Genomic DNA, 25,224 nt, shown 5'->3' on the forward strand with positions numbered 1-25,224 from the left:
GGATTTTTGACATACCTGCGATTCCTGTCGAACTCACGGCACCGCATCCGGCGCCAAGGCCCGCGCCCCGTTCTGCCGCCAAACCCCCGGCGACACGCCGTACTCGCGCTTGAATGCGCGGTTGAAAGCCGCTTCCGATTCGTAGCCGACACCTTCGGCAATGCGCGCCAGGTTGCCCTGGTCCTTGCGCAGCATGCCGGCGGCCAGGATCATGCGCCAGCGCGCCAGGTAGTGCATGGGCGGCGCGCCCACCAGCTCGGTGAAGCGGTCCGCCAGCACGCTGCGCGAGACGTGAACCTCCTGCGCCAGCTCATCGACCGTCCAGTTGCGTGCGGGTTCGCCGTGCATCAGCGCCAGGCAGCGGCTCACGTGGGGGTCGCGCAGGCCCGCCAGCCAGCCGGGATTGTTGGCGGGCATGGATTCGATGTAGCCGCGCAGCACTTCGGCGAACAGCACCTCCGCCACCTTGGCGGCGACCATCTCGGAACCGGGCGTGCGCGATGCCGCATCGCCCAGCACGTAGTTGACGGACTGCTCGATCCACGGGCCCGCCGGCCTGCTGCGCAGCGACGTGGTGAACAGGCGCGGAATGTTCGCCATGAGGGGGTTGGGCGCATCGCCTTCGTATGCGAACCAGCTGCACACCAGCACCGTGCGCTCACCATTGCCGCCGTAGCGGATGCGCTCCAGTTCGGGCGCGCGCGGGTTCACCACATGCGCCACATCCACCGCCGCCTGGAGCAGGCCGCTGCCCAGCACGTGCGAGTCGCCATGCGGCACGGCGATCACGTCGCCGGCATGCGCGCGGATCGGTTCTTTGCCGTCGACCTGGGCCCAGCATTCGCCTTGCAGCACGAGGTGGCAGATGGCCAGCCGCTGCGCGCCGGGCCTGAGCAGTTGCGCCATGTGCGCGCCCTTGGGCACCTTGAAGCACCAGGGCGCATGCATGTCCCCGTTGAGGAACAGCGCGCCCTCCAGGCGGATGGTCCGCAGCACGTCCGACAAGACATCCATGGTCACCTCCCGGGGCAAGCGAGGGCGGGGTTTCGGTCAACAAGTCCGGCGCAGCGGGCAATACAACGGTGCTTCGCGTCGGCACCATAGGTCTTGGTCGCTCCGACCGATTTTATCCAGACAGGAGTATCGCCATGCCCAAATTCCTCATCGAACGGCACATCCCCGGCGCCGGCAAGTTCACGCCGGCAGACCTGAAAGCCATTTCGCAGAAGTCCTGCGGCGTGCTGGGCAGCATGGGCCCCGAGATCCAGTGGGTCCACAGCTACGTGACCGACGACCGGATCTACTGCATCTACCAGGCGGCCAACGAGGCGCTGGTGCGCAGGCATGCGGAACTCGGCGGCTTTCCGGCCGACCGGGTGGACCGGGTGTACAGCGTGATCGACCCGGCCACGGCCGAGTGAGACTACTGAGCAGGGCGGCCGAACAAGGCCGCCGGATCAGCGCGAAGGCGCCGCCCTCATTCGGCCTGCTGCCGGCCTTCCGGCGCAGCCACGATCTGCAAGCCCCGCGACGACGCCTGCTGCTGGCTCTGCACCGGCCCAACCAGCAAGCCCGGTCCGGATTCGCCCAGCCCTCTTCGCCCGGTGCCTCTCACGAGGTGGCGTGGCAGGTGGTGCGTTCTTCGTATCAGCTCGAGGGCCTCGCTGCGCGCTGGTTCGGACGCCGGTAGAAACATCTGCAGTACGCTCATGATGTCATCCCGTGAAAGCCAGAAAAAATATGGCTGGCTCGTCCCGAATGGAGCGGAGCCGGGGGTATCCGATGCGGCCTCTGGCGCGGTCGCAGGCGGATTATGGGCGCCGAATGCCGGTGCGGTTGCACGGCCCCTCGGGCAGTAGTGTTGCTGTGCGCTTATCTACAAACCATAGTATTCATGCGGCCGGCGCGGCGAGTGCGCCCCCGCTTTTCAGGGGCCGGCAGGCCGCCTTCACAGGTGCCGGGCGACGAGCACCACTGCTCCCGCAAGGGAGATGGCACCGCCCACGATTTTCCTCAGCATTCTCATCGGGTTCTCCAGCGTAGAGCCTCGATGGTGCAACGCTTCGGCACCGGGCGGGTTTGGCAATTCTCATGACCGGGATAGCCGCCACCCTCCAGCGAGCAGCCCTGTAGGCACTTGCCCACGCGCATGGATTGATTTCTCCCGCACGCGGTGGCCGCAGGCGCGGCCAATGTCGAGCGCACGAATCGCGGTTCCTCCTCACGACGCTCCGTGCGTCGTTAAGCGCTCCCTCGGGAGCGCTTTTTTTTTTTGCCTGCCGCCGGCGCCGTGCGGCTAGTGGGTCTCGCGGCGCAGCTGCTGCACGTCTTCGTGCAGCGCCTGGGCCCAGGCGCGGCGGTCGCGCCCGTGCGAGGGCTGCGGCTCGCCGAAGCGCACGATCGCCAGGAGCGGCGGCGCGCGCAGCGTGTTCCAGAGCGAGGTCAGCAGGTTGTCGTCGTCGATGTAGCGCGGCGCCTGGCTGGTTTCCCCGGTGGCCGCATCGGCAAAGCGCAATGCGGCCGGCAGCACGGGCGCGCCCGACGAAATGGCGGCCTGCAGCAGGTTGGCATGGAAGGGCAGCAGCCCGCGCCCGTCGCTCGTCGTGCCTTCCGGGAACACCCCGATCAGGTCGCCGTTGCGCAGCGCCTCGGTCATGTGGTGCACCACGCGCAGCGCATCGCGGCGGCGTTCGCGCTCGATGTAGAGCGAACCCGCGCCGGTGGACAGCGTGCCGATCAGCGGCCAGTGCTTCACGCCCGCCTTCGAGACAAAGCGCACGTGGCAGGCGGCGTGGATGGCCGTGATGTCGAGCCACGAGAGGTGATTGCTGATGAGCAGCACCGGCCCCTGGGCGGGCGGCGTGCCCTGCACCTGGAGCGCGATGCCCATGATCTCGAGCAGGCGCTGCGACCACTGCTGCACGCGCAGGTTGCGCTCCACCTGCGAAAGGCCCGGAAAGGTGAAGCGGATCGTCCACCAGCCACCCAGCGCGTGCCCGACCGCATGCAGCAGGCGCCAGCAGGCCTTCAGTGAATGAACCATCGAGAAGCGGGTCCTTTCAGCCGTGAACCACGCGGCCGGCGACGAGGGTGTGGCGCGCGCGCCCCAGCAACGGATAGCCCGAGAACGGCGTGTGCTTGCCCTGGCTCTTGAGCGCTTCGGGCTGCACCTGCCATTCGAGGCCCGGATCGAAGACGCACAGGTCGGCCACGCCGCCCTCGGCCAGCCGGCCGATGCCGGTGCCCGCATCGGCGGCCGCCAGCAGCCGCGCGGGCGCGGAGGTGACGACTTCCAGCGCGCGCACGATGCCCGCGCCGCTGCGCTCGCCCCACTGCAGCGCGAGCGGCAGCAGCAGTTCGAGCCCGGTTGCGCCGGGCTCGGCCTCGGCAAAGGGCAGCGTCTTGGCATCGGCCTCGACCGGCGTGTGGTCGGACACCAGCGCATCGATGGTGCCGTCGGCCAGCGCGGCCGACAGCGCATCGCGGTCGCCCTGCTGGCGCAGCGGAGGATTGAGGCGCGCACGGCTGTCGAAGAAGCCGATGTCGGTGTCGGCCAGGTGCAGCGAGTTGATGCTGACGTCGCAGGTGAGCGGCAGGCCCTGCGCCTTGGCCGCGCGCACCAGCGCCACGCCCGCGGCGCTGGAGATGCGGCACAGGTGCACGCGCGCGCCGGTGCTCTTCATGAGCTCGACGATGGTGAAGATCGCGATGGTTTCGGCCGACACCGGCACGCCCGAGAGGCCCAGGCGCGTGGCCAGCGGGCCGCTGGCCGCCACGCCCTTGCCAAGGTCGCGGTCCTGCGGCCGCAGCCACACGGTGTAGCCGAAGGTGCTCGCGTAGAGCAGCGCGCGCTGCAGCACCTGGGTGTCGGCCAGCGGCACGTCGGCCTGGCTGAAGCCGATGCAGCCGGCCTCGGTGAGCTCGGCCATTTCGGTGAGCACGCCGCCCGCGAGGCTGCGCGTGAGCGCGCCGAGCGGAAAGAGCCGTGCGCCCTGCAGCTTCTCGGCGCGGAACTTGAGCATCTCGACCAGGCCCGGCTCGTCGAGCACGGGGTCGGTGTCGGGCGGGCACACGAGGCTGGTGACGCCGCCCGCGATGGCCGCGGCCATTTCGCTTTCGAGCATGCCTTCGTGCTCGTAGCCGGGCTCGCGCAGTCGCGCGGCCAGGTCGACGAGGCCGGGCGCGACGATGCAGCCCGCGGCGTCGATGGTGCGCTCGGCCTTGAAGCCGGCCGGGCTGCGGCCGATGCCGGCGATCCTGCCGTCGGCGATGGCGATGTCGGTTTTCTTGTCGATGCCCGATGCGGGGTCGACGACGCGGCCGTTGGAGATAAGGATGTTCATGCTTCGTTACCCGCCACGATGCTCATGACGGCCATGCGAACGGCAATGCCGAAGGTGACCTGCGGGAGGATCACGCTCTGCTTTCCGTCGACCACGGCCGAATCGATTTCCACCCCGCGGTTGATCGGCCCCGGGTGCATGACGATGGCATCCGGTTTCGCCAGCTGCAGCTTCTCGGGCGTGAGGCCGTAGGTCTTGAAGAACTCCTGCGACGAGGGCAGCAGCGCGCCGCTCATGCGCTCGTTCTGCAGGCGCAGCATGATGATGACGTCGCAGTCCCTGATGCCCTCTTCGAGCGTGTGGCATACGCGCACGCCCATGCCGGCCATGTCGCCGGGCACCAGCGTCTTGGGGCCGACCACCCGCACCTCGGCACAGCCGAGCGTGGTGAGCGCATGGATGTCGGAGCGCGCCACGCGCGAGTGCAGCACGTCGCCGACGATCGCCACCGTGAGGTTCGCAAAATCCTTCTTGTAGTGGCGGATCGTGTACATGTCGAGCAGCCCCTGCGTCGGGTGCGCATGGCGGCCATCGCCGGCGTTCACCACGTGCACGTGCGGCGCCACGTGCTGCGCGATCAGGTAGGGCGCGCCCGACTCGCTGTGGCGCACCACGAACAGGTCGGCCGCCATCGCGCTCAGGTTGGCGATGGTGTCGAGCAGCGACTCGCCCTTGGTGGCCGAGGAGCGCGCGATGTCCAGGTTGATGACGTCGGCACTCAAGCGCTTGGCCGCGATCTCGAAGGTGGTGCGGGTGCGCGTCGAGTTCTCGAAGAACAGGTTGAACACGCTCTTGCCGCGCAGGAGCGGCACCTTCTTCACCTCGCGGTCGCTCACGCTCGTGAAGTTGGCGGCGGTGTCGAGGATGTGCGTGACGATGTCCTTGGGCAGGCCCTCGATCGACAGCAGGTGGATCAGTTCGCCGTTCTTGTTGAGCTGGGGATTTCGCTTGTAGAGCATTACTTGCTTTCTTCCACCTTGAGGCTGAACGCGCCGTCGTCGGCGCGGGCCAATGCGAGCAGCTGCGTATCGGGCAGCGTGAGCTTCGCGGCCGCGAAATCGGCCGCCACCGGCAGTTCGCGTCCGCCGCGGTCCACCAGCACCGCGAGCCGCACGCAGGCCGGGCGGCCGAAGTCGAACAGCTCGTTGAGCACCGCGCGGATCGTGCGGCCGGTGTAGAGCACGTCGTCCAGCAGCAGCACGTCGGCGCCGTTCACATCGAAGGGCAGCGCGGTCTGCGCGCTGGCCGAGAGGCCGCGGCGCGCGAAGTCGTCGCGGTGCATGGCCGACGAAATGACGCCGGGTGCCCCAGGCAGGCCCAGGTCCTTCTGCAGCCGCTCGACCAGCCAGGCGCCGCCGGAGGTGATGCCCACTAGCTTGGTGTCGGGGCGCATCAGCGTTTTCACGCCCGCCAGGAGCCCTGTGTAGAGCGCTTCGGCATCGGGTATTGAACTCACGAAAGACTCCTTAGGAATTGCTCCAGGATGATGCAGGCCGAGGCGGCATCGGCATCGCGGGCGCCGGAGGCCAGCGCCTCGGTCGTGCTGTAGCGCTCGTCGACCTCGAACACCTGCAGGTTGAAACGGCCACGCAACTGCCGCGCGAACTTCTGCGCGCGGCGGGTGTTCTCGTGCGGGGCGCCGTCGGGGTGGTAAGGCACGCCGACCACCAGCGCGTCGGGCTGCCATTCCTTGATGCGGGCCTCGACCTGCGCAAAGCGGGCGTCGCCCTCGGCCTTGATGGTGGCCTGCGGCGTCGCGGCGCCGAGCAGCCGGTTTCCACTGGCGACGCCGGTGCGCTTCAGGCCGAAGTCGAAGGCCAGGAAGCTCTGGAAGTGGGGAGGAACGGCAACGGCAGCAGGGGCGGCGGGGGGAGCGGGAACGTCCGGCATGGCAGCGGCCATCAGGCGTGTCCCGCTTCCGGCGACAGTTTCCAGGCTTCCAGGCCCAGCAGCAGCAGCGCCCTGTCGTAGCGCTGCTCGACCGGGGTGTCGAAGATCACGGCCGGATCGGCGCCCACGGTGAGCCAGCTGTTCTCGGCCAGTTCGGACTCGAGCTGCCCCTCGCCCCAGGCCGAATAACCCAGCGAAACCAGCACCTTGCGCGGGCCCGCGCCGGTGGCCAGGGCCTCGAGCACGTCCTTGGAGGTGGTCATCTCGAGTCCGCCGGGAATGGTCATGGTCGAGGCGTAGACCGATTCCTCGGGCTTTTCGGCATGGGTGAACACCGGCTCGTGCAGCACGAAGCCGCGTTCGGTCTGCACCGGCCCGCCCTGGAAGACGGGTGCGTCGCCGAGTTCGGGACGTGACAGGTGCAGTTCGATCTTCTCGAACAGCACCTTCAGGTTGATGTCGCTGGGTTTGTTGATCACCAGCCCGAGCGCGCCGCGCTCGCTGTGCTCGCACAGGTAGACGACGCTGCGGTTGAAAGTTTTATCTTCCATCCCCGGCATCGCGATCAGGAAGTGATGCGTGAGGTTCATCGGGGCAGAATCGGCAGCCATATGCCGCCGATTTTACTGGCCGTCGACAAGACCTATCCCAAAGGGCTCATGTGGTTTCGCCGCGACCTGCGCGTGGACGACAACGCGGCCCTGTACCACGCGCTGCGGGCCTGCCGGCAGGTGGTGTGCGTTTTCGTGTTCGACCGGGCGATCCTGGACCCCCTGCCCCGCATCGACCGGCGCGTGGAATTCATCCGGGAATCGCTGGTGGAGCTCGAGGAAGAACTGCGGGCGCTGAGCGGCGGGCTGATCGTGCGGCACGCCAACGCCATCGAGGAAATCCCGGCGCTCGCGCACAGCCTGGACGTGCAGGCCGTCTTCGCCAACCGCGACAACGAGCCCGACGCGCTGGCGCGCGATGCCCAGGTGCTGGGCGCCCTGGCCAACGCGGGCGTGAGCTTCTATACCTACAAGGACTCCACCGTCTTCGAGCGCGACGAGGTGCTCAACAAGACAGGCCAGCCGTACACGGTGTTCACGCCCTACAAGCGGGCCTGGCTCGCCAAGGTCGACTCCTTCTTCCTGAAGCCGTACCCGGTGCGCAGCCATGCCGACGCGCTGGCGCCGCCGCCTGCGGCCGATCGCACGCCGGTGCCTTCGCTCGAGGATCTCGGCTTTGGGCGGAGCAATCTTTCCGAACTCGGCATTCCCACCGGCAGCCAGGGCGCGGCAACGCTGTTCGAGGACTTCTTCCAGCGCATCGACCGCTATGACGCCGCGCGCAATTTTCCGGCGGTGCGGGGGCCGAGCTACCTGGGCGTGCACCTGCGCTTCGGCACGGTGTCGATCCGGCAGCTCGCCGGGATTGCGCACCAGCTCTTCCTGCAGGGCGACGCGGGCGCGGCCACCTGGCTCAGCGAGCTGATCTGGCGCGAGTTCTATTTCCAGATCCTGGTGCACTTTCCGCACGTGCATTCGGACGGCGAGTCGAAGAGCTTCCGGCCCGAGTACGACAAGATCCAGTGGCACCACGGCAAGCATGCCGACCAGCTGTTCGAGGCCTGGTGCCAGGGCCGCACGGGCTACCCGCTGGTGGACGCGGCCATGCTGCAGATCAACCAGAGCGGCTACATGCACAACCGCCTGCGCATGGTGGTGGCCAGCTTCCTCTGCAAGGACCTGGGGTTGGACTGGCGTCGCGGCGAGCGCTACTTTGCGCTGCACCTGAACGACTTCGAGCTGGCTTCGAACAACGGCAACTGGCAATGGGCCAGCTCCAGCGGCTGCGACGCCCAGCCCTGGTTCCGCATCTTCAACCCGGTGACGCAGAGCGAGCGCTTCGACCCCGAGGGCAAGTTCATCCGGCGCTACCTGCCGCAGCTCGCGGGGCTGTCGAATGCGGCCATCCACGCCCCCTGGACGGCGTCGCCGGTGGAACTGGAGGCCGCCGGCATCAAGCTCGGCGAAACCTACCCGAGGCCGGTGGTGGACCATGCCGAGGCGCGCGAGCAGACGCTGCGGCGCTACGGTGCCGTGCGCGGCGCCGACCAGCCGCCGCTCAGCGGCGCGTCAGCACGATCTCCGCGCCGGCGTCGGAGCGTCCCCTGAGCGTGCCCGCGTCGAGCTGCTGGAAGGTGACGAGGTTGTCGCGGCAGCCGGTGAGCGCCTTGCTGCTCTGGAAGTGCAGCTCGTAGACGCCGCTGTCCACGCGCCGCCAAAGCATCGGGATCGGGATGCCGACGCAAGGATCGGCGGGGCTCTGCAAGAGCGTGCGCCAGGTGCCGCCTGCCGACTGGAGCTGCATCTGCGCGTTGATCTGGCGGCCGTCCTTGAGCGTGATGCGCGCGGTCCAGTCGCCTTCCAGTCCGTCGGCCGCCTGCGCCGCGGCCAGCCCGGCGGCCATGGCCAGCATGCCGGCGCAGGCTGCGGCACGCCACGAGATGCGCTTCATACCGCGCTCCCGATGCCCAGCTGGGGCTTCATCGCCTCCCAGGCCACGCCGTTCAGGCGGCGCGCGGCGTTGAGGTTGTATCGCGTATCGGACTTGGTCGCGCGCACCACATAGACCTTGCCGCTGTATTCGCCGAAGGTGCGCAGCGATCCCACATCGGTCGGCGGATGGCCGCCGTTGAAGGCCAGCACGCGCGCGCCGCCCTCGGTGCGGACCTCCACCGTGCCGGTTTCGGCGGCCGCGCAGGTGTCGTACGCGTTGGTGGCGGAATCGAAGTTGCAGGCGTAGTACTGCACCGTGCCGGGGCCGGTGAAGGCCGCGCGAAGCAGGCGCGTCTGCTGCTCGTTCAGCACGCCCAGGCTGAGGGTGCCGGTGCCGGCCGGCAGGGTGGCGCCCGAGGCCGGGAAGGCGGCGATCAACGCTTCCAGCGTGGCGAAGCCGGTCGTCTCGCTGGGGTTGGCCAGATTGATCGAATAGGGCTGCGCCAGGTCCACGCCGCGGCGGTAGCGCAGCTGCGAGCCGGCCGGGAAGGTGGCGTCCGGGTTGGCGAAAGCGGCCGGCGGCACGACGCCGAAGATGCTGTTGCCATCGCCCGCCTGCATCTCGGCCACCACTTCGGCCATCTTGCGGCCGGAGATGTCGGTGACCGCGGTGTGGCCGAGGCTGCGCGTGGTGCCCGCGCAATAGTCGCTGCGGCTCGGCGTGCCAAGGGTGCTGGTGAAGGCCGCGTTCTCGTCGCAGCGCACCCAGCCGTTGGCGCCCAGCTGCACGGTGCCGTAGAGCGTGTCGTGGGGGGTCGGCGTACCGTTGGTCAGGCCTTCGCGCCGGTCGGTGAGCTTCAGCTTGCCAGTGGCCGGATCGGGAACACCATCGGTCGGATAGGTCCGCGCACGGTAGTCGTCGGCGCGCGTGAAATCCAGCCGGGCCAGCTGGTCCGAGGCCACCGGCGTGACAGTCGCCGGATCGGCCAGCCGCAAGGCCACGCCGCTGTGCAGTGCATCGGCCGTGACCAGCGCGGCGGTGAAGGCGTTGTCCTCGAAGCGGCCGGGGTCGGTCACGGCCACGCCCTGGTAGTCGTACAGCTGGGCGGCCTCGGGCAAGCCCAGCTGCAGCAGCACCAGCGCCTCGGCCCGCTCGGGCGCCAGGCCGCCCGCCACGCCCGCCTGCAGCAGCGTGGTCAGCGGATTGACCTGCCCGCGGTGTCCGGCCGGCGCACTCATGGTGAAGGGCTGGGAGAACGATGGCAGCGAGGGATTGCCGCCGTCCACCTGCGCCAACAGCGGCGCGGCGGCGAGTTCGGCCGCTGCGGCCGCGTCGGCTGGCGTGTAGGCGAAGCTGTAGGCGCCGTCCTCTCCGGTCTTGTTGGCGGCGGCGGGCTCGCCCTCGTCGCAGGCCCCGTTGCGGTTGCGGTCCACGCAGACCAGCGCCCCGCTCACCGGACCGAGCACCAGCACCTTGCCCGACACCGTGACCGGCGATGGGGACGATGGCGGGTTGGCGCCGCCCGGGGGGCCGAACGGCGCAAAGCCGCCGCCTCCACCCCCACCGCCTCCTCCGCCGCCACAGGCGCACAACGCCAGCAGGAGGCCTGCGCAGGCCGACGGGACGGCGGCTCTGGTGAATCGAATGGACATGGTCTTTTCCTCCAGGTTGTGTCGAGTACGAAGGCCGCCCGAAAAGCGAACCTTCGTTCTCAACAGTCTGGGAGGGCGATCCGCGCGGCGCATCACGCAAATGCACGATGCGCGGCGATCGGCGAAGCGGTAGCAGGTACCCCTTGCGCGTTGACACCCGGCGGCGCGGACGCGCATCATGACCGCGGGAAACACCGGCCGCCCAGGGAGGGAATCACATGAACCGGAATCTCGCACTGCACCGCGCGCTCGATGCCATTTCGCACCTGGGCGATCCCGAGCCGCCCTGGGCCGCACTGCTGCAGGGCATGCAGCAGCTGGTCGGCGGCGACAGCGCCACGCTGATCCAGATCGACGGCGGCGGCGAACTGCTGAACTTCCAGCAGCACGACGTTTCGCCGGCCGCCGAACGCGCGTACGTCGAGCATTTTTTCGCGCATGACATCCTGATCCCCCCGACCTTCGGCGCGCCACCGGGAAGCTGGTTCGACACACAGGAGCTGTTCTCCTCGTCCTTGCTGTCGAAGGAAGGCTTCTATGTCGACTTCATGTGCCCCCACGGGATGCGCCAGTGTCTGATCTTCATCGTCGAAGACAGCCCGCAGCGCCGCGGCGCCCTGACCGTCCAGCGCAACATGCCCGCCGGCCGCGCGCGCCGTCACCTGGAGAGCGCGGCGGTGCGCCGCGTCGACGGCGCGCTGCGCCGGGGGCTGGCGCAGCGCGATGCAATGACGCGGCAGTGGTTCGACACCGCCGAGTCGGCGTTCGATGGCTTCGGCGAGGCGATCTGCCTGGCCACGCGCCACGGCACCGTGCTGCGCGCCTCCGCCCGGGCCCGCGAACTGCTGGGCCAGGGGCATTCGCTGCGCCTGCGCGGCGGCCGGCTCTGGCATCCGGGCGCCGAGGTGCAGCGCGCGCTGCAGGCGGCGCTCGCGCAAGCGCCGCAGGCCCACCAGCCGATCCGCCTTTCCATCCCGGACGGATGGGGCGGCCAGAGCCGCCTGGAACTCGTGCCCGCCGCGCCCCAGCTCAGCCTGGGCAGGGAAGCGCTTGTCTTCATCCGGATGCGCCATGACGGCGCGCGCACGCCGCCCCCGGTCGACAGCCTCTGCAGCGCCTTCGGCATCACCCCTGCCGAGGCGCGCGTGCTGGCGGCGCTCATCGCGGGCCAGTCGCCCAAGCAGCATGCCGGCGCGCAAGGCGTGTCGGTGCACACGGTGCGCAGCCAGGTCGGCTCGCTCATGGCCAAGATGGGCTGCACGCGGCAGGCCGAGCTGGTGCGCAAGGGCCTGCTCGCGCAACCGCCGCTGCTGGAAACCGGGAGACCCGCGTGAACCAGAACTTCGCACTGCACCGCACGCTCGATGCCATCGCGCACCTGGACGATCCGCAGCCGCCATGGAGCGACCTGCTGCAGGGCATGCAGCAGGTGATCGGCGGCGACAGCGCCACCTTCATCCTGCTGGAGCGCGGCAGCGAGCTGTTGAGCTTCCAGCAGGTCAACGTTTCACCGGCCGTCGAGCGCGAATATGTGCAGCATTTCTGCGCCCACGACATCCTGATTCCGCCGACGCTCGGCGCCGCGCCGGGAAGCTGGTTCGACACGCACGAGCTGTTCTCGCCGGCCTTTCTCTCGAAGAACCTCTACTACGCCGACTTCATGTGCCGCCACGGCGCGCGCCAGATGCTGGCCTGCATCGTCGACCAGGGGGCGCAGCGCCGCGGCGGCCTGACGGTGCAGCGCAGCACGGCCGCGTATGCGCGCCGGCTGCTCGACAGCACGCGGATCCGCCGCGTCACCCAGGCGCTGCGCCAGGGGCTGGCGCGCCGCGACGAGCGCGCCCGGCTGTGGCTCGACGGCGCCGAGTCCGCGCTCGCGGCCTTCGGCGAGGCGGTCGTGCTGGTGACGCCCGCGGGCACGGTGCTGCGCGCATCGGCCGGCGCGCAGGAGTTCTTCGGCGCGAGCCGCGCGCTGCGCCTGCGCGGCCAGCGGCTCTGGCATCCGGATGCGCAGACGCAGCAGGCGCTCGCGGCCGGCCTGCGCCTGGCGGCGCAATCGCATCGGCGGGTCCGCCTGCCCATCTCCGGCGGACCGGCAGGCCTGCAAGAACTGGAAATGGCACGCGCCGCGCCGCAATTGAGCCTCGGCGAGGAGGTGCTGGTGCTGGCACGCATCCGCATCGGCCGTTCGCAGGTGGCGCCTTCGATCGACAGCCTCTGCAGCGCTTTCGGCATCACCCCTGCCGAGGCACGCGTATTGGCGGCGCTCGTCGCGGGCCAGTCGCCCAAGCAGCATGCCGGCGCGCAAGGCGTGTCGGTGCACACGGTGCGCAGCCAGCTCGGCTCGCTGATGGCCAAGATGGGCTGCACGCGGCAGGTCGACCTGGTGCGCAAGGCGCTGCTCGCGCCGTAGGCTTCAGGCCGCAGCCAGCGCGGCGGGCTCGCTGGTATAGCTGCGCACCAGGCGCAGCAGCTCTTCTTCCGAGTAGGGCTTGCCGAGGTAGTGGTTGACGCCCAGCGTGCGCGCGTAGTCGCGGTGCTTCTCGGCGATGCGCGAGGTGATCATGATGATCGGCAGGCCGGCCATCGAATCGTCCGCGCGGATGTTGCGCGCCAGGTCGAAGCCGTCCATGCGCGGCATCTCGATGTCCGACAGCACCACCGCCGGGCGCTCCTGCTGCAGGCGTTCGAGCGCCTGCAGGCCGTCGGCCGCGAGCGACACGCGATAGCCTTCGCGCTGCAGCAGGCGCTGCGTCACGCGGCGCACGGTGATGGAGTCGTCGACCACCAGCACCAGCGGCACCTGCGGCGCCGCGGGGGCCAGCACCGGCAGCGGTTCCTGCGGTGCGCCGTGGCCGGCGGCATGCGCCGGCGCGGCCAGCGCGGCGGCCTGGCGCTCGCGCGCCTGTTCGCCATGCACTGCGGCCACCGCCACCGGGTTGTAGATGAGCGCCACCGCACCCGAAGCCAGCACCGAGATGCCCGCCAGGCCCGGCAGCCGGGCCAGCTGCGGCCCGAGGTTCTTGACCACGACTTCCTGGTTGCCCAGCACTTCGTCCACATGCAGGCCGACCCGCTGCGCCGCGCTTCGCACGATCACGACGGTGTTGTTTCGGCTCGCGGCATGCTCGCTGCGCGCCGAAGCCTGCAGCAATGCACCGGCCCAGTAGAAAGGCACCTGCTCGCTGCCGAACGGATGGCTGTTGTGCAGGTAGGCGGCCTCGAGCTCGGTGCTGCTCACGCGCTGCACCAGCTCGACCAGGTTGGACGGCACGCCGATCGACACCTCGCCCGCGCGCAGCATCACCACGTGCGTCACCGCGGTGGTGAGCGGCAGCACCAGCTTGAAGGTGGTGCCCTGGCCTGGCGTGCTGTGCGTTTCGATGCGGCCGCCGAGCGCGGCGATCTGCGCGCGCACCACGTCCATGCCGATGCCGCGGCCGGCCAGCTCGGACACCTGTCCGGCGGTCGAGAAGCCGGGCTTGAAGATCAGCTCGGTGGCTTCCTCGGGCGAGAGTTCCTGGCCGGGCGCGAGCAGGCCGAGCGTGCGGGCGCGCTCGGCGATGCGGCCGTGGTCGAGGCCGGCGCCGTCGTCGCGGAAGCTCACCGAGACGTCGTTGCCCTCCTGGTGCAGGTCGATCACGATCAGGCCGTTGGCGTCCTTGCCGGCCTTCTCGCGCACGGCCGGTTCCTCGATGCCGTGCGCCACGCAATTGCGCAGCAGGTGCTCGAAGGCGGGCGTCATGCGGTCGAGCACGCCGCGGTCCATTTCGATGGAGCCGCCGACGATGTCCAGGCGCACCTGCTTGCCGGTGTCCTTGGAGGCCTGGCGCACCACGCGGTAGAGGCGGTCGGAGATGCCCTCGAACTCCACCATGCGGGTGCGCAGCAGGCCGCGCTGCAGTTCGCGCGTCTGGCGCGCCTGCACGCTGAGGTCGTCTTCCGTGGCCTGCACCGTCTTTTGCAGCGTGCGCTGCACGGTGGCCACGTCGTTCACCGACTCGGCCATCATGCGCGTGAGTTCCTGCACGCGGGTGAAGCGGTCGAACTCCAGCGGGTCGAAGCTCTGCTGCGAATCCTTGGCCTGGGCCAGGCGCGACTGCATCTGGCTTTCGGCCTGCACTTCGATGTCGCGCAGCTGCTGGCGCAGGCGGTCGAGGTTGCCCGTGAGGTCGGTGAGCGAACCGCGCAGCTGGCCGAGCTCGGCCTCCAGGCGCGAGCGCGTGATGATGACCTCGCCGGTCTGCGCCACCAGGCGGTCGAGCAGCTGGGTGCGGATGCGCACGGCCTGGCTCGACACCGCACGCAGCGGCGCCAGCAGCGCGTGGGCCGGACGCGGCAGCAGCGATGGCGCGGCGGTGGCTTCCGCGGCTGCGTCGGCGTTCTCGTTGCCGGCCATCAGCGTCTCGTCGTTGGCGGACACGCCGGTATCGGCAGGAACCTGCACCAGCTGCACGCCCGGCGAAGTCACCGAGGCCGTGGCCACCAGCTGGGCCACTTCGGCCTGGGTGGCATCGTCCGCGGCGCGCAGGGCGTCGAAGGTGGCCTGCAGCGCATCGAGGCGCGTGAGCAGCTTCTCGATCTCGGCCCGGTCGGCGCCGCCCTGGGTGCCGAGCACTTCGATCTCGGATTCCATGCGGTGCGCGCGCTCGCCAAGGCGCATGGCGCCGGCCAGCCGCGCGCTGCCCTTGAGCGTGTGCAGCGTGCGCAGCACCGAGGCGCGCGGCGCGCTGTCGTCGGGGTGGTGCGCCCATTGGCGCAGCGCCTGGCCCAGCTGGGGCAGCAGCTCCGCCGCTTCTTCCTCGAAGATGGGGAATAGGTCGACGTCGACCGCATCGACCATGTCGATCGCGTCTTCGGAGTCGTCCAGCGCCACGTCGGCCACATTGCCCTGCGCCACCAGGTGCTGGAGCGTGCGGGTTTCGACGCGCGCGGCAGCCTCGGCCGGCATCGGTGCGGCGGCAATGTCGCGCAGCGCCTGCAGCGTTCCTTCGGACGGTTCGCGCAGGAAGCCGACGGCGAACTGGTGCAGAAGGCGGCGCAGCTCGTCGGCCGCGGCCACCAGCACCACGCCCTGTTCGCGCGAGCCGCTGCCCTGCATCTGCAGATGCTGCAGCGCGGCTTCGAGCAGGCGCGCCATGCCCGAGAGGCTGTGGAAGCCGACCGTGGCCGAGCTGCCGGCCAGCGAATGCGCGAGCGCAATGGTCGAGTCGGGCAGCCGCTCGTGCGATTCGAGCGCCCACTCGCCCACTTCGGTGGCGAGCTGCCTGGACCACTCGTCGGCCTCGTTGAGGTAGACGTTGTAGAGCGCAATGCCGATGCGCAGCGGCCCGATGACCTTGACCTGGTCTTCGGCACCGGAGGCCGCGGCGGCGTCGGCGGTTTCCTCGGCCTCCACCGGCCGGGCGACTTCTTCGGCGGCGACGGCGGGCGCCGGTTCTGCAGCCGCGGGCGGTGCTTCGTCGGCGGCGGCGGCAACGGCGGATTCTTCAGGCTCCAGCAGCAGGGCCGGCGCGGCCACGGGTTCTTCGGTGGGCACCGCTGCTGCTGCGGGCGCTTCCGGCGGCGCCGGTGCGGGCTCCTCGGCAAGCGCCACGGGCTCTTCCGCCTTTGCCGGCACGATCTCGGTCGCCCAGTCGAGGTCGGGCAGCCCCTCCAGGGCCGGCGATTCGGGCGCATCGGCGGCCGCCGCCGGCTCGACGGCGGGTTCCGCCGTGAAGCGCGCGATCGACTCGACCGGCGCCTGCGCTTTCGCGGGCGCGAGAAAATCGAAGTCGGCGCTGTGGCCGAAGGCCTCGGTTGCTTCGGCTTCCGGCGCCGGGCGGGATTCGAAGTCGAGGAAATCGGTGGAGGCGAAGTCGTCGTCGGCTTCGGGCTTTGCAGCGGCCGGCGCCGTTTGCGGCGGCAGTTCGGATGGCGCGGCGGGTGCCGTTTCCACCGGCGCCGCGGGGGAAAGCGACAGGTCGGGCAGTTCCGGAAGCTCCAGCAGCTGCGCGGGTTCCGGTGCGGGAGCGGCCGGCGGCGGCTCCGCGGCAATGTGGCGCGCGGCCACGGCCAGCGCGTCGGCATCGGCGACCCACGTGGGGGCGGTGGGCACGGGTTCGCCCGCCAGCAGGGCATTGGCCACGCGGCTGAAATGCGCCGACTGCCAGCCGTGCTGGGCGCCGGACGCAATGGCCTCGACCCACTGGCTGAATTCCTCGAGCGCCTTGCGGGTGCCGGCGAGCAGGTCGGGCGTGGCAGCGCGCTGGTCGGCCAGCCAGGTGTTGAGCACCTGTTCGAAGGACCAGGCGGCATCGCCGAAATCGGTCAGGCCGACCATGCGCGAACTGCCCTTGAGGGTGTGGAACGCGCGCCGCAGGATGGTGAGTTCCTCGGTGTCGTCGGGGTGGCTGCCCAGCTCGTCGATGGCGGCCAGGCCGTTTTGCACCACCTCGCGGGCTTCGTCCAGGAAGATGTTCTGCAGGTCGTCTTCTTCGAGCTCGGTCACCTCGGTATCGGGCAGGGCCGCAGGACCGGCGATCTTGTGGGTCCAGCTGTCGGCCTTGCTGCTGAATTCCTCGATGGGCGAGACCTTCGCCTTGCGGTTGGGCGTGGCGAGCGCGGCAAGCTTGGAGGCGATCTGGGCATCGACCTCCTCGATGCTGAGCACCGCTTCGGCGGCCGCGGGCGCAGCGCCGGGGGTTGCAGCCTCCGCGGCCCCATCGGCGGCCTGGCGGCCCATCAGCGGCTTGAGTTCGCCGGCCTCGGCGTCGAACACGAACAGGCGCTTGGCGAGCGTCGGCTGGTAGCCCAGCATGTCGATCAGGAAGCCCAGCGCGCCCAGGTTGTTGCCGAGCGCATCGAAGCTCTGCATCTCCTCGACCGGCGAAGCGTTGCCCACCAGCATCTGCTCGACGTCGTCGCGCATGCGCTGGACGGTGCTGGCGGCCTGGTCGAGCCCCAGCACCGAGAACACGCCGCGCATCTGCAGCAGCTGGCTCGGCACGGTGCGCAGCAGGGCTTTCTCGGCGGGGCGGCGGAAATACTGGTCGAGCGATTTCTCGAGCTCGCTCAGGTGGCTGCGCAGTTCGTCGACCACGGTGCCCATGGTCTGGCGGTCGCTCACGCGCCGGTACAGGTCCTCCATCCAGGGCTCGAGCGGCTCCGAATGCCCGCCTTCGCGCACGCGCTCGATGCGGCCGGCCAATTGCAGGGTGCGGGAGGTGAGCTGCGGATCGCTCGGGTCCAGGTCTTCGAGCGCGGCTTCCAGGTAGAGCACCGAGGTGGCGACTTCCATCGCCAGCTCGGTATCGGGCGGCTGGCTGGAGCGCACCGAGGCCTCGACCGCATGCGTGAGCGCCTCCACCATCGGCGAGATCGGCGGATGGAGCTTCTGCAGCGATTCGCCCAGCTGCGCAAAGGTGTCGGCCACCTGGCGCGTGCGGGTGATGTCGCCGCCCGAGAGCGCCGACCACATTTCCTTGGCGGTTTCGATGCGCTTGCGCGCCTGCGCCAGCACCAGCGGATCGTAGCGGCCGAACTGCTCGACCGTGTAGTCGACCTGCCGCTCGCCGGCCACGCCCCAGGCGGTGCGGACGGTGCGCAGGGTGGCGGCTTCGTCCTGCGCGCCGGGCACGGCCTGGGCGCAGAAGAACAGCAGGTCCTGGCCCAGGCGGTCGGACACCGTGCTGTCGCCGCGCGCCAGGGTGGCGTACTGCAGCAGCACGCGGGAAGCAGCGCGCTTCACATACGCATCGGCGGGAATCAGCCCGAGCGCCAGGGCCTCGAAGAAGCCTGCGGCCAGGGTCCAGAAGCTGGCGACGCGGGGCAGCAGCACACCGCGCCCGAGCCCCAGGCACAGCGCATGCAGCCGCCGCGCAGCCTGCGGGTCGCCGGTCTTGACCAGCTGCAGCACCTCGCGGTCGAGCCGCGAACGCACGGCCGGGTCATAGCTGACGGCGGCCTGGGTCAGTGCGGGGCGCACTTCGACCCAGCGCCAGGCCATGCTCCACAGATCCGCCGGATGCACGCGCTCGTTGCCGACCAGTTCGAGCACGTCGCGGTATTGCGGGAACAGCGCCACCGACGACACGGCCTTGCCGGCCAGCAGCGCGTTGAGGAAATCGATGACGGCAAAGCCGGCGCGCTCGATCTTCTGGACCGCGCTGTCGGTGCAGCGCTGCGGCTCGGCAATGAAGCCCTGCACCGCGAACTCGATGGCGCCGAGCACCAGCGCCGGTGCGGTGTTGCCCACCATCTGCAGCGCGCCGACCGACTGGTGCAGCTGCTGGCGGGCCATCTGCAGCGGGCCGCTTTCGAGCTCCGAGGCATTGCCCACGTCGCGCACGAAGCGCCGCAGCGACTTGCCGACGCTGTCGAGGGATTTCTGGATTTCTCCCAGAACCCAGGCCAGCGGCCCAAGGTCTTCGGTGGCCGGCACGTTGCCAGCGAGGGGGGCCGTGGCAGGGGTTTGAGTCGACACGTTGGATGCTCGCCGTTCTTTATCTGTCAGTTTTCCGAAGCGACACGAAGTGCGCGAAGACTGGGGGAGAGCTTCATCAGGCGATCTTGAAACGGGCGACGGAGCGGCGCAGTTCTTCGGCCATCTGCGACAGCTCGCGCACCTGCTGGGCGGTGTTGCGGGTACCTTCTCCGGTCTGTTCGGTCACGGCAAAGATGTGCTGGATGTTGGCGGCCACCACGTTGGCCGAATCGGCCTCGCGGGAGGCGGACTGCGAAATCTGCTCGATGAGGTCTGCAAGCCGGCGCGACACGCGGTCGATCTCGGACAGCGCGGTACCGGCATTGTCGGACAGCTTGGCCCCTTCGACCACACCCTGCGTGGAACGCTCCATGGCGCCCACCGCGTCCTGCGTGTCGGTCTGAATGGCCTTCACCAGCGCCGAGATCTGGCGCGTGGCGTCGGCGGAGCGTTCGGCCAGGCGCTGCACTTCTTCGGCCACCACCGAGAAGCCGCGGCCGGCTTCACCGGCCGATGCGGCCTGGATGGCGGCGTTCAGCGCCAGCACGTTCGTCTGCTCGGTAATGTCCGAGATCAGCTCGGTGATTTCGCCGATCTCCTGCGACGACTCGCCCAGGCGCTTGATGCGCTTGGAGGTTTCCTGGATCTGGTCGCGGATGGAGTTCATGCCGCCGATGGCGTTCTGCACGGCCTGCAGGCCCGAGGACGCGGCCTGCAGCGACTGGCGCGCCACCGTGGCGGATTCCTGCGCCTGCGAGGACACGCCGTTGATCCGCTCGGCCATGGTCACCACCGACTGGCCGGTTTCGCGAATCTCGCGCAGCTGCTCGGTCGAGGCGGCGAGCAGTTCGGTCGAGGTGCTTTCCACCTGCGAGGTGGTCTGCGCCACGCGGGTGGCCGTGTTCTGCACGTTGCCCACCAGCAGGCGCAGTTCTTCCACCGTGTAGTTCACCGAGTCGGCGATGGCGCCGGTGATGTCCTCGGTCACGGTGGCTTCCTGCGTCAGGTCGCCTTCGGCCACTGTCTGCAGTTCGTTCATCAGCCGAAGAATGGCGGCCTGGTTGGCGTTGTTGATGCGGCCCGCCTCTTCGCTGGCCTGCTCGGCCGCGAGACGCTCGCGCTCGGCCACGGCGGCACGTTCGCGGCCTTCGCGCACCTGCACGAAACCGATGGCGCCGGCCAGCGCCAGGGCGGCCAGCGAGAGCACGAACAGCATCACGATCGTTCCGGCGCCCAGGCCGGTGCGCGCGGACAGCTTGTCCTGCAGCTCGCCGAGCGATTTGCGCAGCGGTTCGCTGTCGGTCAGGATGGACGCCTGCGCTTCGCGCGCGGCCACCAGGCCCTGCAGGTTGCCCAGAATGGCCGAGGCCTGCGTGCGCATCTGCTCGTAGGTCTTGAGAATGGCTTCGAGCTGCTGGCGGGTCTGCGGGTCTTTCGAACCGGGGAAGCGCTGCTGCGCATTGCCGTCGAGCAGGCCGCGCGTGGTTTCCTGGAAGGTGTTCAGGTCCTTGCCGAGCAGGAACACGGCGTCGGGGTTCACGCCCTCGACCGTGAAGAATTCGTTGGTCGACTTGCCGATGCGCTGGGTCAGCATCACGAGCTGGCCGGCCGCCGAAATTTCGGGCAGCGTGGCGTTCTGCTGCATCTTCAGCGAAGCGACGGTTTCCGTCATTTCGAGCAGCGCGGACGACTGCTGGTTGATGTCGCGCAGAGCGGCACCCACCTGGGTCAGGATCTGGCGCTGGGCCAGCACGACCTTGGCGCTGGCATCGGCACGAACGACCAGGGGGTTGATCTTGGCCATGTCCTCGTCGTACTGGTTGCCCACGCGCTCCAGGCGCAGGGCATCGTCGCCGTTGGTCAGGCCCTGCACGCGGCGCGTGAGGTCGTCGGCGCTGTCCTTCACTTCGACGAATGCGGGCGCGCTGCCCACGAGGGCCTGGGAGATCGATTTCGCGAGCCGCTGCGACTGCATCAGCGACTGGCCGGTGGCGGCCACCTGCTGCGCCAGGCGCTCGGCGCGAAGAATGGCGGAACCGGCCACCAGCAGCAGCAGCAGCACCACCACCGCCAGCATGATGGCCAGGATGCGCTGCTGGCGCGCCGGGTTCGAACCCGCGCGGCCGGCCGCCTGCGCCGGGGCCCCTTCGGGCGACGCCGCTTCGTTGGCAGCCTCGCCGCCGCCCAGCAGCTCGTCGGCAAAGCCGGCGGGCAGCGGCGCGGCCGGGGCGCCGTCCTTGCGGGCCAGCCGAATGGTCTTTTCCTCCAGCGCCTGAACCGTGTCGACGTCGTCGAGCGATATGGAACCGGAGCCGTCGACGCGGGCCTTGTCGTTGCCGCTGTTCGCGGGCAGTAATTTCTTGAACTTGTCGGCGATCGAGCTCACGGTCGGTCCTTCAGGTGGTTGTCTTTGGGCTGTGCGGAAGCACTAGGCGCCAATACTCAAAAACTCGGGTTGCTGCGAAAGCGCCTGCAGGTTGACTTCCTGCCAGCGCTCGCCCGCCGCATCGGTGTACAGATGCCCCAGCCAGGCGGGTGCCTGTGCGCCTGGCGGCTCCGAAGCCGTGAAGGCCTCGGCGCCGCGCAGTCCCGCCAGCCGGTCGACCAGCAGCGCGCAGTTCACTTCGAGCAGCTCGTTGAGGGCAACGAGCCGCGATTGCATGCGGGCCGCCTCGGTGGCGGCCGTGTTGTCCGGCGCACCCGAGGCGAATGCCGACAGGTGCACCACGCCATAAAGGCCGCCGCGCAGGTTGGCAACGCCCAGGAACCAGGGCTGCGTGTAGGGCACGGGCTGAGGCGGCGTCCACGGGAAGATCTCTCCCGCGTGGCCGAGTGGGAACAGGTACTTGCCCTCACCCGCCTCGACCGCGAGCCACGAGGCGGCGACGCCGGTCGTGCGCGCAGCCTGCAGGCGGCTCGCAAGCCGGGACTGGAAGGCTCGGAGAGCGTCGCGATTGGCCATGGACTCGGCAGGCGCCTGTTCAGGCCAGCGCGCTGATCTTGGACATCAGCTCGGCCGCGTTGACCGGCTTCACGATGTAGTCGCGGGCGCCCTGGCGCATGCCCCAGACGCGATCGGTTTCCTGGTTCTTGCTGGTGCACAGGATGATCGGGATGGCGGCGTACTGCGGATCGCGGGCAATCGCGCGCGTCAGCTGGAAGCCGTTCTGGCCGGGCATCACGACGTCCATGAGGATCAGGTCGGGCTGGTCCTCTTCGAGGCGGCGCATGGCGTCTTCGGCGTTTTCGGCGGTCTTGACCGCAAAGCCGTTCTTCTGGAGCAGGTCCGAGAGGAACACCAGTTCCGTCTTGGAGTCGTCGACGACGAGGATTTTTCGAATGGGCATTTACTGCACTTCCTGTTGAAGGGTGCCAAACTGCTGCACGGCCTGCAGCAGCTGGTCTTTGGTGAAAGGTTTGGTCAGGTAGTCCTGCGACCCGACCATGCGGCCGCGAGCCTTGTCGAAGACGCCGTCTTTCGAGGAGAGCATCACGACCGGAACATTGGAGAAATGAGCGTTGCGCTTGATGATGGCGCAGGTCTGGTAGCCGTCCAGCCGCGGCATCAGGATGTCGCAGAAAATCAGATGCGGCTTGTGGTCGTTAACCTTGGAGAGCGCGTCGAAGCCGTCTTCCGCGAGAAGAACCTCGTGTCCGCCCTGCTTCAGAAATATTTCGGCACTGCGCCGGATCGTATTGCTGTCGTCAATGACGAGCACCTTGTAACCTGATCCATTCGGCCCCATTGCACATGCTCCTGCTGAGATGAGACTTGGATGCCCGCCGCGCCGTACATCGGCGCAAATCGCGTAGCCCTATGCCATGCTTCAGATTTCAACCATTTCGAAGTCTTCCTTGCGCGCACCGCACTCAGGACAGGTCCAGTTCATCGGGACATCGGCCCAGGCCGTGCCTGCCGCGATGCCGTCTTCCGGTACACCAACCGCTTCGTCATAGATCCACCCACAAATCAGGCACATCCAAGTTTTCGTATTCATCGGAGCTTAAAGTCCTTGTTCATTAAATGCAACGAGTGTATCTATGCGTATCTCACTGGCGGACGGTAAACGTCGCGCCTATGCCACCATCCAGGGGATTTCGCCCGGCGTATGACCATCTACTTACATCCAGCAGACCACGCCCGCAAACCGGGCAATCTTAACGACCCCCCGCCGGACGCCGAAGAGGTGGCCGAGCGCGACCTGAATCCGCCCTGCGTGCTGGTCTTCAACGCCAGCGATCCGAGTGGCGCCGGCGGCCTGGGCGCCGATGCGCTGGCCATGGCTTCGGTCGGCGCGCACATGCTGCCGGTGGTGACGGGCGCCTATGCGCGCGACACGGCCGAGATCTTCGACCATTTCGCCTTCGAGGAGGAGGCCATCGCCGAGCAGGCGCGCGCCATTCTCGAGGACGTGGAGGTCCAGCTCATCAAGGTGGGCTTCGTCGGAACGCCCGACGCGCTGAGCACCATCGCCGAGACCGCCTCCGACTACCCCGAGGTGCCGCTGGTGGCCTACATGCCCAACCTTTCCTGGTGGGACGAGAACCTGATCGAGGGCTATCTCGACGCTTTTCGCGAACTGCTCCTGCCCCAGGCCACAGTGTTGGTTGGAAACCACAGTACGCTGTGGCGCTGGCTGCTTCCCGACTGGAGCGGCGAGCGCCCGCCCGGCGCGCGCGACATTGCCAAGGCCGCCGGCGAATTCGGCGTGCCCTACACGCTGGTGACCGGCATGGTGTTGCCCGACCAGTTCATCGACAACGTGCTGGCCTCGCCGCAGTCGGTGCTCGCCAGCGAGAAATACGAGCGGCTCGAAGCCGTCTTCGCCGGTGCCGGCGACACGCTGTCGGCCGCGCTGGCCGCCCTGCTCGCGAGCGGCACCGACCTGGTGGCCGCCACCACCGAGGCCCTGGCCTACATGGACCGCTGCCTCGACGCGGGCTTCCGGCCCGGCATGGGCCATGTGCTTCCGGACCGCCTGTTCTGGGCCGAGCCGGAAGACGACGAAGACGACGATGAAGACCCCGACGCCCCGCAAGACTTCGCCCTGCCCCCTCACGACACCAGACACTGATGCCAAACGCTGATCAAAACGACATTCTTTTCGAGCGCGCCCGCGCGGTCATTCCCGGCGGCGTCAATTCGCCGGTGCGTGCCTTCAAGGCCGTGGGCGGCACGCCGCGCTTCATCCGCCGGGCCGAGGGCGCCTATTTCTGGGACGCCAACGACAAGCGCTACATCGACTACATCGGCTCCTGGGGGCCGATGATCCTGGGCCACGGCCATCCCGCGGTGGTCGAGGCGGTGCAGAAGGCCGTGCGCGAGGGCTTCTCCTACGGCGCGCCCACCGAGCGCGAGATCGAGCTGGCCGAAGCCATCCTCGCGCTGGTGCCGTCGATGGAGATGGTGCGGCTCGTGAGCTCGGGCACCGAAGCCGCCATGAGCGCACTGCGCCTGGCGCGCGGCGCGACCGGCCGCAAGCACATCATCAAGTTCGAGGGCTGCTACCACGGCCATGCCGACGCGCTGCTGGTGAAGGCCGGCTCCGGCCTCGCCACCTTCGGCCATCCCACCTCGGCCGGCGTGCCGCCCGAGGTCACGCAGCACACGCTGGTGCTCGAGTACAACAACATCGCGCAGCTCGAGGAAGCCTTCGCGCTGCACGGCAACGACATCGCCTGCCTGATGATCGAGGCGATTGCCGGCAACATGAACTTCGTGCGCGCCACGCCCGCGTTCGCCGCCCGCTGCCGCGAGCTGTGCACGCAGCACGGCGCGCTGCTGGTGTTCGACGAAGTGATGACCGGCTTTCGCGTCGGCCTGCACGGCGCGCAGGGCGTGCTGGGCATCACGCCCGACCTCACCGTGCTCGGCAAGGTCATCGGCGGCGGCATGCCGCTGGCGGCCTTCGGCGGCCCGCGCGCCATCATGGAGCAGCTGGCGCCGCTCGGCCCGGTCTACCAGGCCGGCACGCTGTCGGGCAACCCGGTGGCCACGGCCTGCGGCCTTGCGACGCTGAAGGAAATTGCGCGCCCCGGCTTCTACGAGGCGCTGGGCAAGAAGACGCGCTCGCTGGTCGAGGGCCTCAAGGCCGCCGCCGCGGCCGAAGGGCTGCCCTTCAACGCCGACAGCGAAGGCGGCATGTTCGGCTTCTTCCTGATGAACGAGCTGCCGCAGAACTACGCCACCGTGATGACCACCGACAACGCGAAGTTCAACGCGCTGTTCCACGGCCTGCTCGACCGCGGCGTGTACATCGCGCCGGCACTCTACGAGGCCGGCTTCGTGAGCGCCGCGCACGGCGAGGAAGACATTGCCGCCACCATCGAAGCTGCGCGGCAGGTTTTCAGGACGATCCCATCTCCCTGACCTCCTGCGGGGCGCCGAAGG

The 25,224-nt window shown here is 69.0% G+C and carries 22 protein-coding genes; 6 read left to right on the forward strand and 16 right to left on the reverse strand.

What is annotated here, in order from left to right; all coding sequences use genetic code 11:
* Window positions 1–33 precede the first annotated feature (33 nt).
* The gene (locus ACAM54_RS21970; protein WP_369648920.1) at window positions 34–1,014 is read right to left on the reverse strand and encodes an AraC family transcriptional regulator; all 981 of its coding nucleotides are present in this window, start codon (window positions 1,012–1,014) and stop codon (window positions 34–36) included.
* 134 nt (window positions 1,015–1,148) lie between these two features.
* On the opposite strand from ACAM54_RS21970, the gene ACAM54_RS21975 reads away from it, so the two are divergent.
* A complete protein-coding gene (locus ACAM54_RS21975; RefSeq protein WP_025569438.1) occupies window positions 1,149–1,421 on the forward strand; it encodes a DUF4242 domain-containing protein in 273 nt (90 codons plus the stop codon).
* A 56-nt stretch (window positions 1,422–1,477) separates the two neighbouring features.
* Here the strand turns inward: ACAM54_RS21975 and ACAM54_RS21980 are convergent, their stop codons facing one another.
* From ACAM54_RS21980 to ACAM54_RS22010, 7 genes are all read right to left on the reverse strand, one after another.
* Entirely contained in the window at window positions 1,478–1,711 is a 234-nt protein-coding gene (locus ACAM54_RS21980) for a hypothetical protein (protein ID WP_192322381.1), read from the reverse strand.
* Between the two features lie 585 nt (window positions 1,712–2,296).
* A complete protein-coding gene (locus ACAM54_RS21985) occupies window positions 2,297–3,043 on the reverse strand; it encodes a lysophospholipid acyltransferase family protein (protein ID WP_369648921.1) in 747 nt (248 codons plus the stop codon).
* Between the two features lie 16 nt (window positions 3,044–3,059).
* Entirely contained in the window at window positions 3,060–4,343 is a 1,284-nt protein-coding gene (locus ACAM54_RS21990; protein ID WP_369648922.1) for a dihydroorotase, read from the reverse strand.
* Complete coding sequence (locus ACAM54_RS21995) at window positions 4,340–5,302, reverse strand: aspartate carbamoyltransferase catalytic subunit (RefSeq protein ID WP_025569812.1); 963 nt, start codon at window positions 5,300–5,302, stop codon at window positions 4,340–4,342. The genes ACAM54_RS21990 and ACAM54_RS21995 overlap by 4 nt, the downstream gene beginning before the upstream one ends.
* Window positions 5,302–5,799: a bifunctional pyr operon transcriptional regulator/uracil phosphoribosyltransferase PyrR gene (gene pyrR / locus ACAM54_RS22000; protein ID WP_369648923.1), complete on the reverse strand. Its 498-nt coding sequence runs from the start codon at window positions 5,797–5,799 to the stop codon at window positions 5,302–5,304. Before pyrR ends, ACAM54_RS21995 begins: the two co-directional genes overlap by 1 nt.
* Window positions 5,796–6,245: a Holliday junction resolvase RuvX gene (gene ruvX / locus ACAM54_RS22005; protein WP_025569394.1), complete on the reverse strand. Its 450-nt coding sequence runs from the start codon at window positions 6,243–6,245 to the stop codon at window positions 5,796–5,798. Before ruvX ends, pyrR begins: the two co-directional genes overlap by 4 nt.
* Window positions 6,245–6,844 (reverse strand): YqgE/AlgH family protein, encoded by a 600-nt coding sequence (locus ACAM54_RS22010; protein ID WP_015867381.1) that lies wholly within the window; start codon window positions 6,842–6,844, stop codon window positions 6,245–6,247. The genes ruvX and ACAM54_RS22010 overlap by 1 nt, the downstream gene beginning before the upstream one ends.
* Between ACAM54_RS22010 and ACAM54_RS22015 the strand changes: the two genes are divergently transcribed.
* Complete coding sequence (locus ACAM54_RS22015) at window positions 6,845–8,392, forward strand: FAD-binding domain-containing protein (protein WP_025569395.1); 1,548 nt, start codon at window positions 6,845–6,847, stop codon at window positions 8,390–8,392.
* Here the strand turns inward: ACAM54_RS22015 and ACAM54_RS22020 are convergent.
* Window positions 8,343–8,735 carry a hypothetical protein gene (locus ACAM54_RS22020; protein WP_025569396.1) on the reverse strand — a complete coding sequence of 131 codons (393 nt, stop codon included), beginning with the start codon at window positions 8,733–8,735 and terminating at the stop codon, window positions 8,343–8,345. The genes ACAM54_RS22015 and ACAM54_RS22020 overlap by 50 nt on opposite strands.
* A complete protein-coding gene (locus ACAM54_RS22025; RefSeq protein ID WP_369648924.1) occupies window positions 8,732–10,369 on the reverse strand; it encodes a hypothetical protein in 1,638 nt (545 codons plus the stop codon). Before ACAM54_RS22025 ends, ACAM54_RS22020 begins: the two co-directional genes overlap by 4 nt.
* A gap of 218 nt (window positions 10,370–10,587) precedes the next feature.
* Here ACAM54_RS22025 and ACAM54_RS22030 point away from each other — a divergent pair, with 218 nt between their 5' ends.
* Window positions 10,588–11,703: a helix-turn-helix transcriptional regulator gene (locus ACAM54_RS22030; RefSeq protein ID WP_049809348.1), complete on the forward strand. Its 1,116-nt coding sequence runs from the start codon at window positions 10,588–10,590 to the stop codon at window positions 11,701–11,703.
* Window positions 11,700–12,782, forward strand: a complete 1,083-nt coding sequence (locus ACAM54_RS22035) for a LuxR C-terminal-related transcriptional regulator (RefSeq protein ID WP_025569399.1) — start codon at window positions 11,700–11,702, stop codon at window positions 12,780–12,782. The genes ACAM54_RS22030 and ACAM54_RS22035 overlap by 4 nt, the downstream gene beginning before the upstream one ends.
* A gap of 3 nt (window positions 12,783–12,785) precedes the next feature.
* Here the strand turns inward: ACAM54_RS22035 and ACAM54_RS22040 are convergent, their stop codons facing one another.
* The 6 genes from ACAM54_RS22040 to ACAM54_RS22065 form a co-directional block, all read right to left on the reverse strand.
* Window positions 12,786–18,833, reverse strand: coding sequence for an Hpt domain-containing protein (locus tag ACAM54_RS22040; RefSeq protein ID WP_369648925.1), 6,048 nt, complete (start codon window positions 18,831–18,833; stop codon window positions 12,786–12,788).
* A gap of 76 nt (window positions 18,834–18,909) precedes the next feature.
* On the reverse strand, window positions 18,910–21,219 hold the full coding sequence (locus ACAM54_RS22045) for a methyl-accepting chemotaxis protein (RefSeq protein WP_145740088.1): 2,310 nt from the start codon (window positions 21,217–21,219) through the stop codon (window positions 18,910–18,912).
* Between the two features lie 42 nt (window positions 21,220–21,261).
* Complete coding sequence (locus ACAM54_RS22050) at window positions 21,262–21,795, reverse strand: chemotaxis protein CheW (protein ID WP_025569402.1); 534 nt, start codon at window positions 21,793–21,795, stop codon at window positions 21,262–21,264.
* 19 nt (window positions 21,796–21,814) lie between these two features.
* Window positions 21,815–22,180, reverse strand: a complete 366-nt coding sequence (locus tag ACAM54_RS22055; RefSeq protein WP_015867389.1) for a PleD family two-component system response regulator — start codon at window positions 22,178–22,180, stop codon at window positions 21,815–21,817.
* On the reverse strand, window positions 22,181–22,579 hold the full coding sequence (locus ACAM54_RS22060; RefSeq protein WP_015867390.1) for a PleD family two-component system response regulator: 399 nt from the start codon (window positions 22,577–22,579) through the stop codon (window positions 22,181–22,183).
* An 81-nt stretch (window positions 22,580–22,660) separates the two neighbouring features.
* A complete protein-coding gene (locus tag ACAM54_RS22065; protein ID WP_007838397.1) occupies window positions 22,661–22,831 on the reverse strand; it encodes a rubredoxin in 171 nt (56 codons plus the stop codon).
* Window positions 22,832–22,942: 111 nt separating this feature from the next.
* On the opposite strand from ACAM54_RS22065, the gene ACAM54_RS22070 reads away from it, so the two are divergent.
* Entirely contained in the window at window positions 22,943–23,908 is a 966-nt protein-coding gene (locus ACAM54_RS22070; protein WP_145740084.1) for a bifunctional hydroxymethylpyrimidine kinase/phosphomethylpyrimidine kinase, read from the forward strand.
* On the forward strand, window positions 23,908–25,203 hold the full coding sequence (gene hemL / locus ACAM54_RS22075; protein ID WP_369648926.1) for a glutamate-1-semialdehyde 2,1-aminomutase: 1,296 nt from the start codon (window positions 23,908–23,910) through the stop codon (window positions 25,201–25,203). Before ACAM54_RS22070 ends, hemL begins: the two co-directional genes overlap by 1 nt.
* Window positions 25,204–25,224 lie beyond the last annotated feature (21 nt).

Origin of the sequence: Variovorax sp. V93 (assembly GCF_041154485.1) — a bacterium.
GTDB lineage: Bacteria > Pseudomonadota > Gammaproteobacteria > Burkholderiales > Burkholderiaceae_C > Variovorax > Variovorax beijingensis_A.

Coding starts and splice junctions, on each gene's coding strand:
- ACAM54_RS21970 (WP_369648920.1), bottom strand. CDS start 1,014: ATGGATGTCTTGTCGGACGTGCTGCGGACCATCCGCCTGGAGGGCGCG.
- ACAM54_RS21975 (WP_025569438.1), top strand. CDS start 1,149: ATGCCCAAATTCCTCATCGAACGGCACATCCCCGGCGCCGGCAAGTTC.
- ACAM54_RS21980 (WP_192322381.1), bottom strand. CDS start 1,711: ATGAGCGTACTGCAGATGTTTCTACCGGCGTCCGAACCAGCGCGCAGC.
- ACAM54_RS21985 (WP_369648921.1), bottom strand. CDS start 3,043: ATGGTTCATTCACTGAAGGCCTGCTGGCGCCTGCTGCATGCGGTCGGG.
- ACAM54_RS21990 (WP_369648922.1), bottom strand. CDS start 4,343: ATGAACATCCTTATCTCCAACGGCCGCGTCGTCGACCCCGCATCGGGC.
- ACAM54_RS21995 (WP_025569812.1), bottom strand. CDS start 5,302: ATGCTCTACAAGCGAAATCCCCAGCTCAACAAGAACGGCGAACTGATC.
- ruvX (WP_025569394.1), bottom strand. CDS start 6,245: ATGGCCGCTGCCATGCCGGACGTTCCCGCTCCCCCCGCCGCCCCTGCT.
- ACAM54_RS22010 (WP_015867381.1), bottom strand. CDS start 6,844: ATGGCTGCCGATTCTGCCCCGATGAACCTCACGCATCACTTCCTGATC.
- ACAM54_RS22015 (WP_025569395.1), top strand. CDS start 6,845: ATGCCGCCGATTTTACTGGCCGTCGACAAGACCTATCCCAAAGGGCTC.
- ACAM54_RS22020 (WP_025569396.1), bottom strand. CDS start 8,735: ATGAAGCGCATCTCGTGGCGTGCCGCAGCCTGCGCCGGCATGCTGGCC.
- ACAM54_RS22025 (WP_369648924.1), bottom strand. CDS start 10,369: ATGTCCATTCGATTCACCAGAGCCGCCGTCCCGTCGGCCTGCGCAGGC.
- ACAM54_RS22030 (WP_049809348.1), top strand. CDS start 10,588: ATGAACCGGAATCTCGCACTGCACCGCGCGCTCGATGCCATTTCGCAC.
- ACAM54_RS22050 (WP_025569402.1), bottom strand. CDS start 21,795: ATGGCCAATCGCGACGCTCTCCGAGCCTTCCAGTCCCGGCTTGCGAGC.
- ACAM54_RS22055 (WP_015867389.1), bottom strand. CDS start 22,180: ATGCCCATTCGAAAAATCCTCGTCGTCGACGACTCCAAGACGGAACTG.
- ACAM54_RS22060 (WP_015867390.1), bottom strand. CDS start 22,579: ATGGGGCCGAATGGATCAGGTTACAAGGTGCTCGTCATTGACGACAGC.
- ACAM54_RS22065 (WP_007838397.1), bottom strand. CDS start 22,831: ATGAATACGAAAACTTGGATGTGCCTGATTTGTGGGTGGATCTATGAC.
- ACAM54_RS22070 (WP_145740084.1), top strand. CDS start 22,943: ATGACCATCTACTTACATCCAGCAGACCACGCCCGCAAACCGGGCAAT.
- hemL (WP_369648926.1), top strand. CDS start 23,908: ATGCCAAACGCTGATCAAAACGACATTCTTTTCGAGCGCGCCCGCGCG.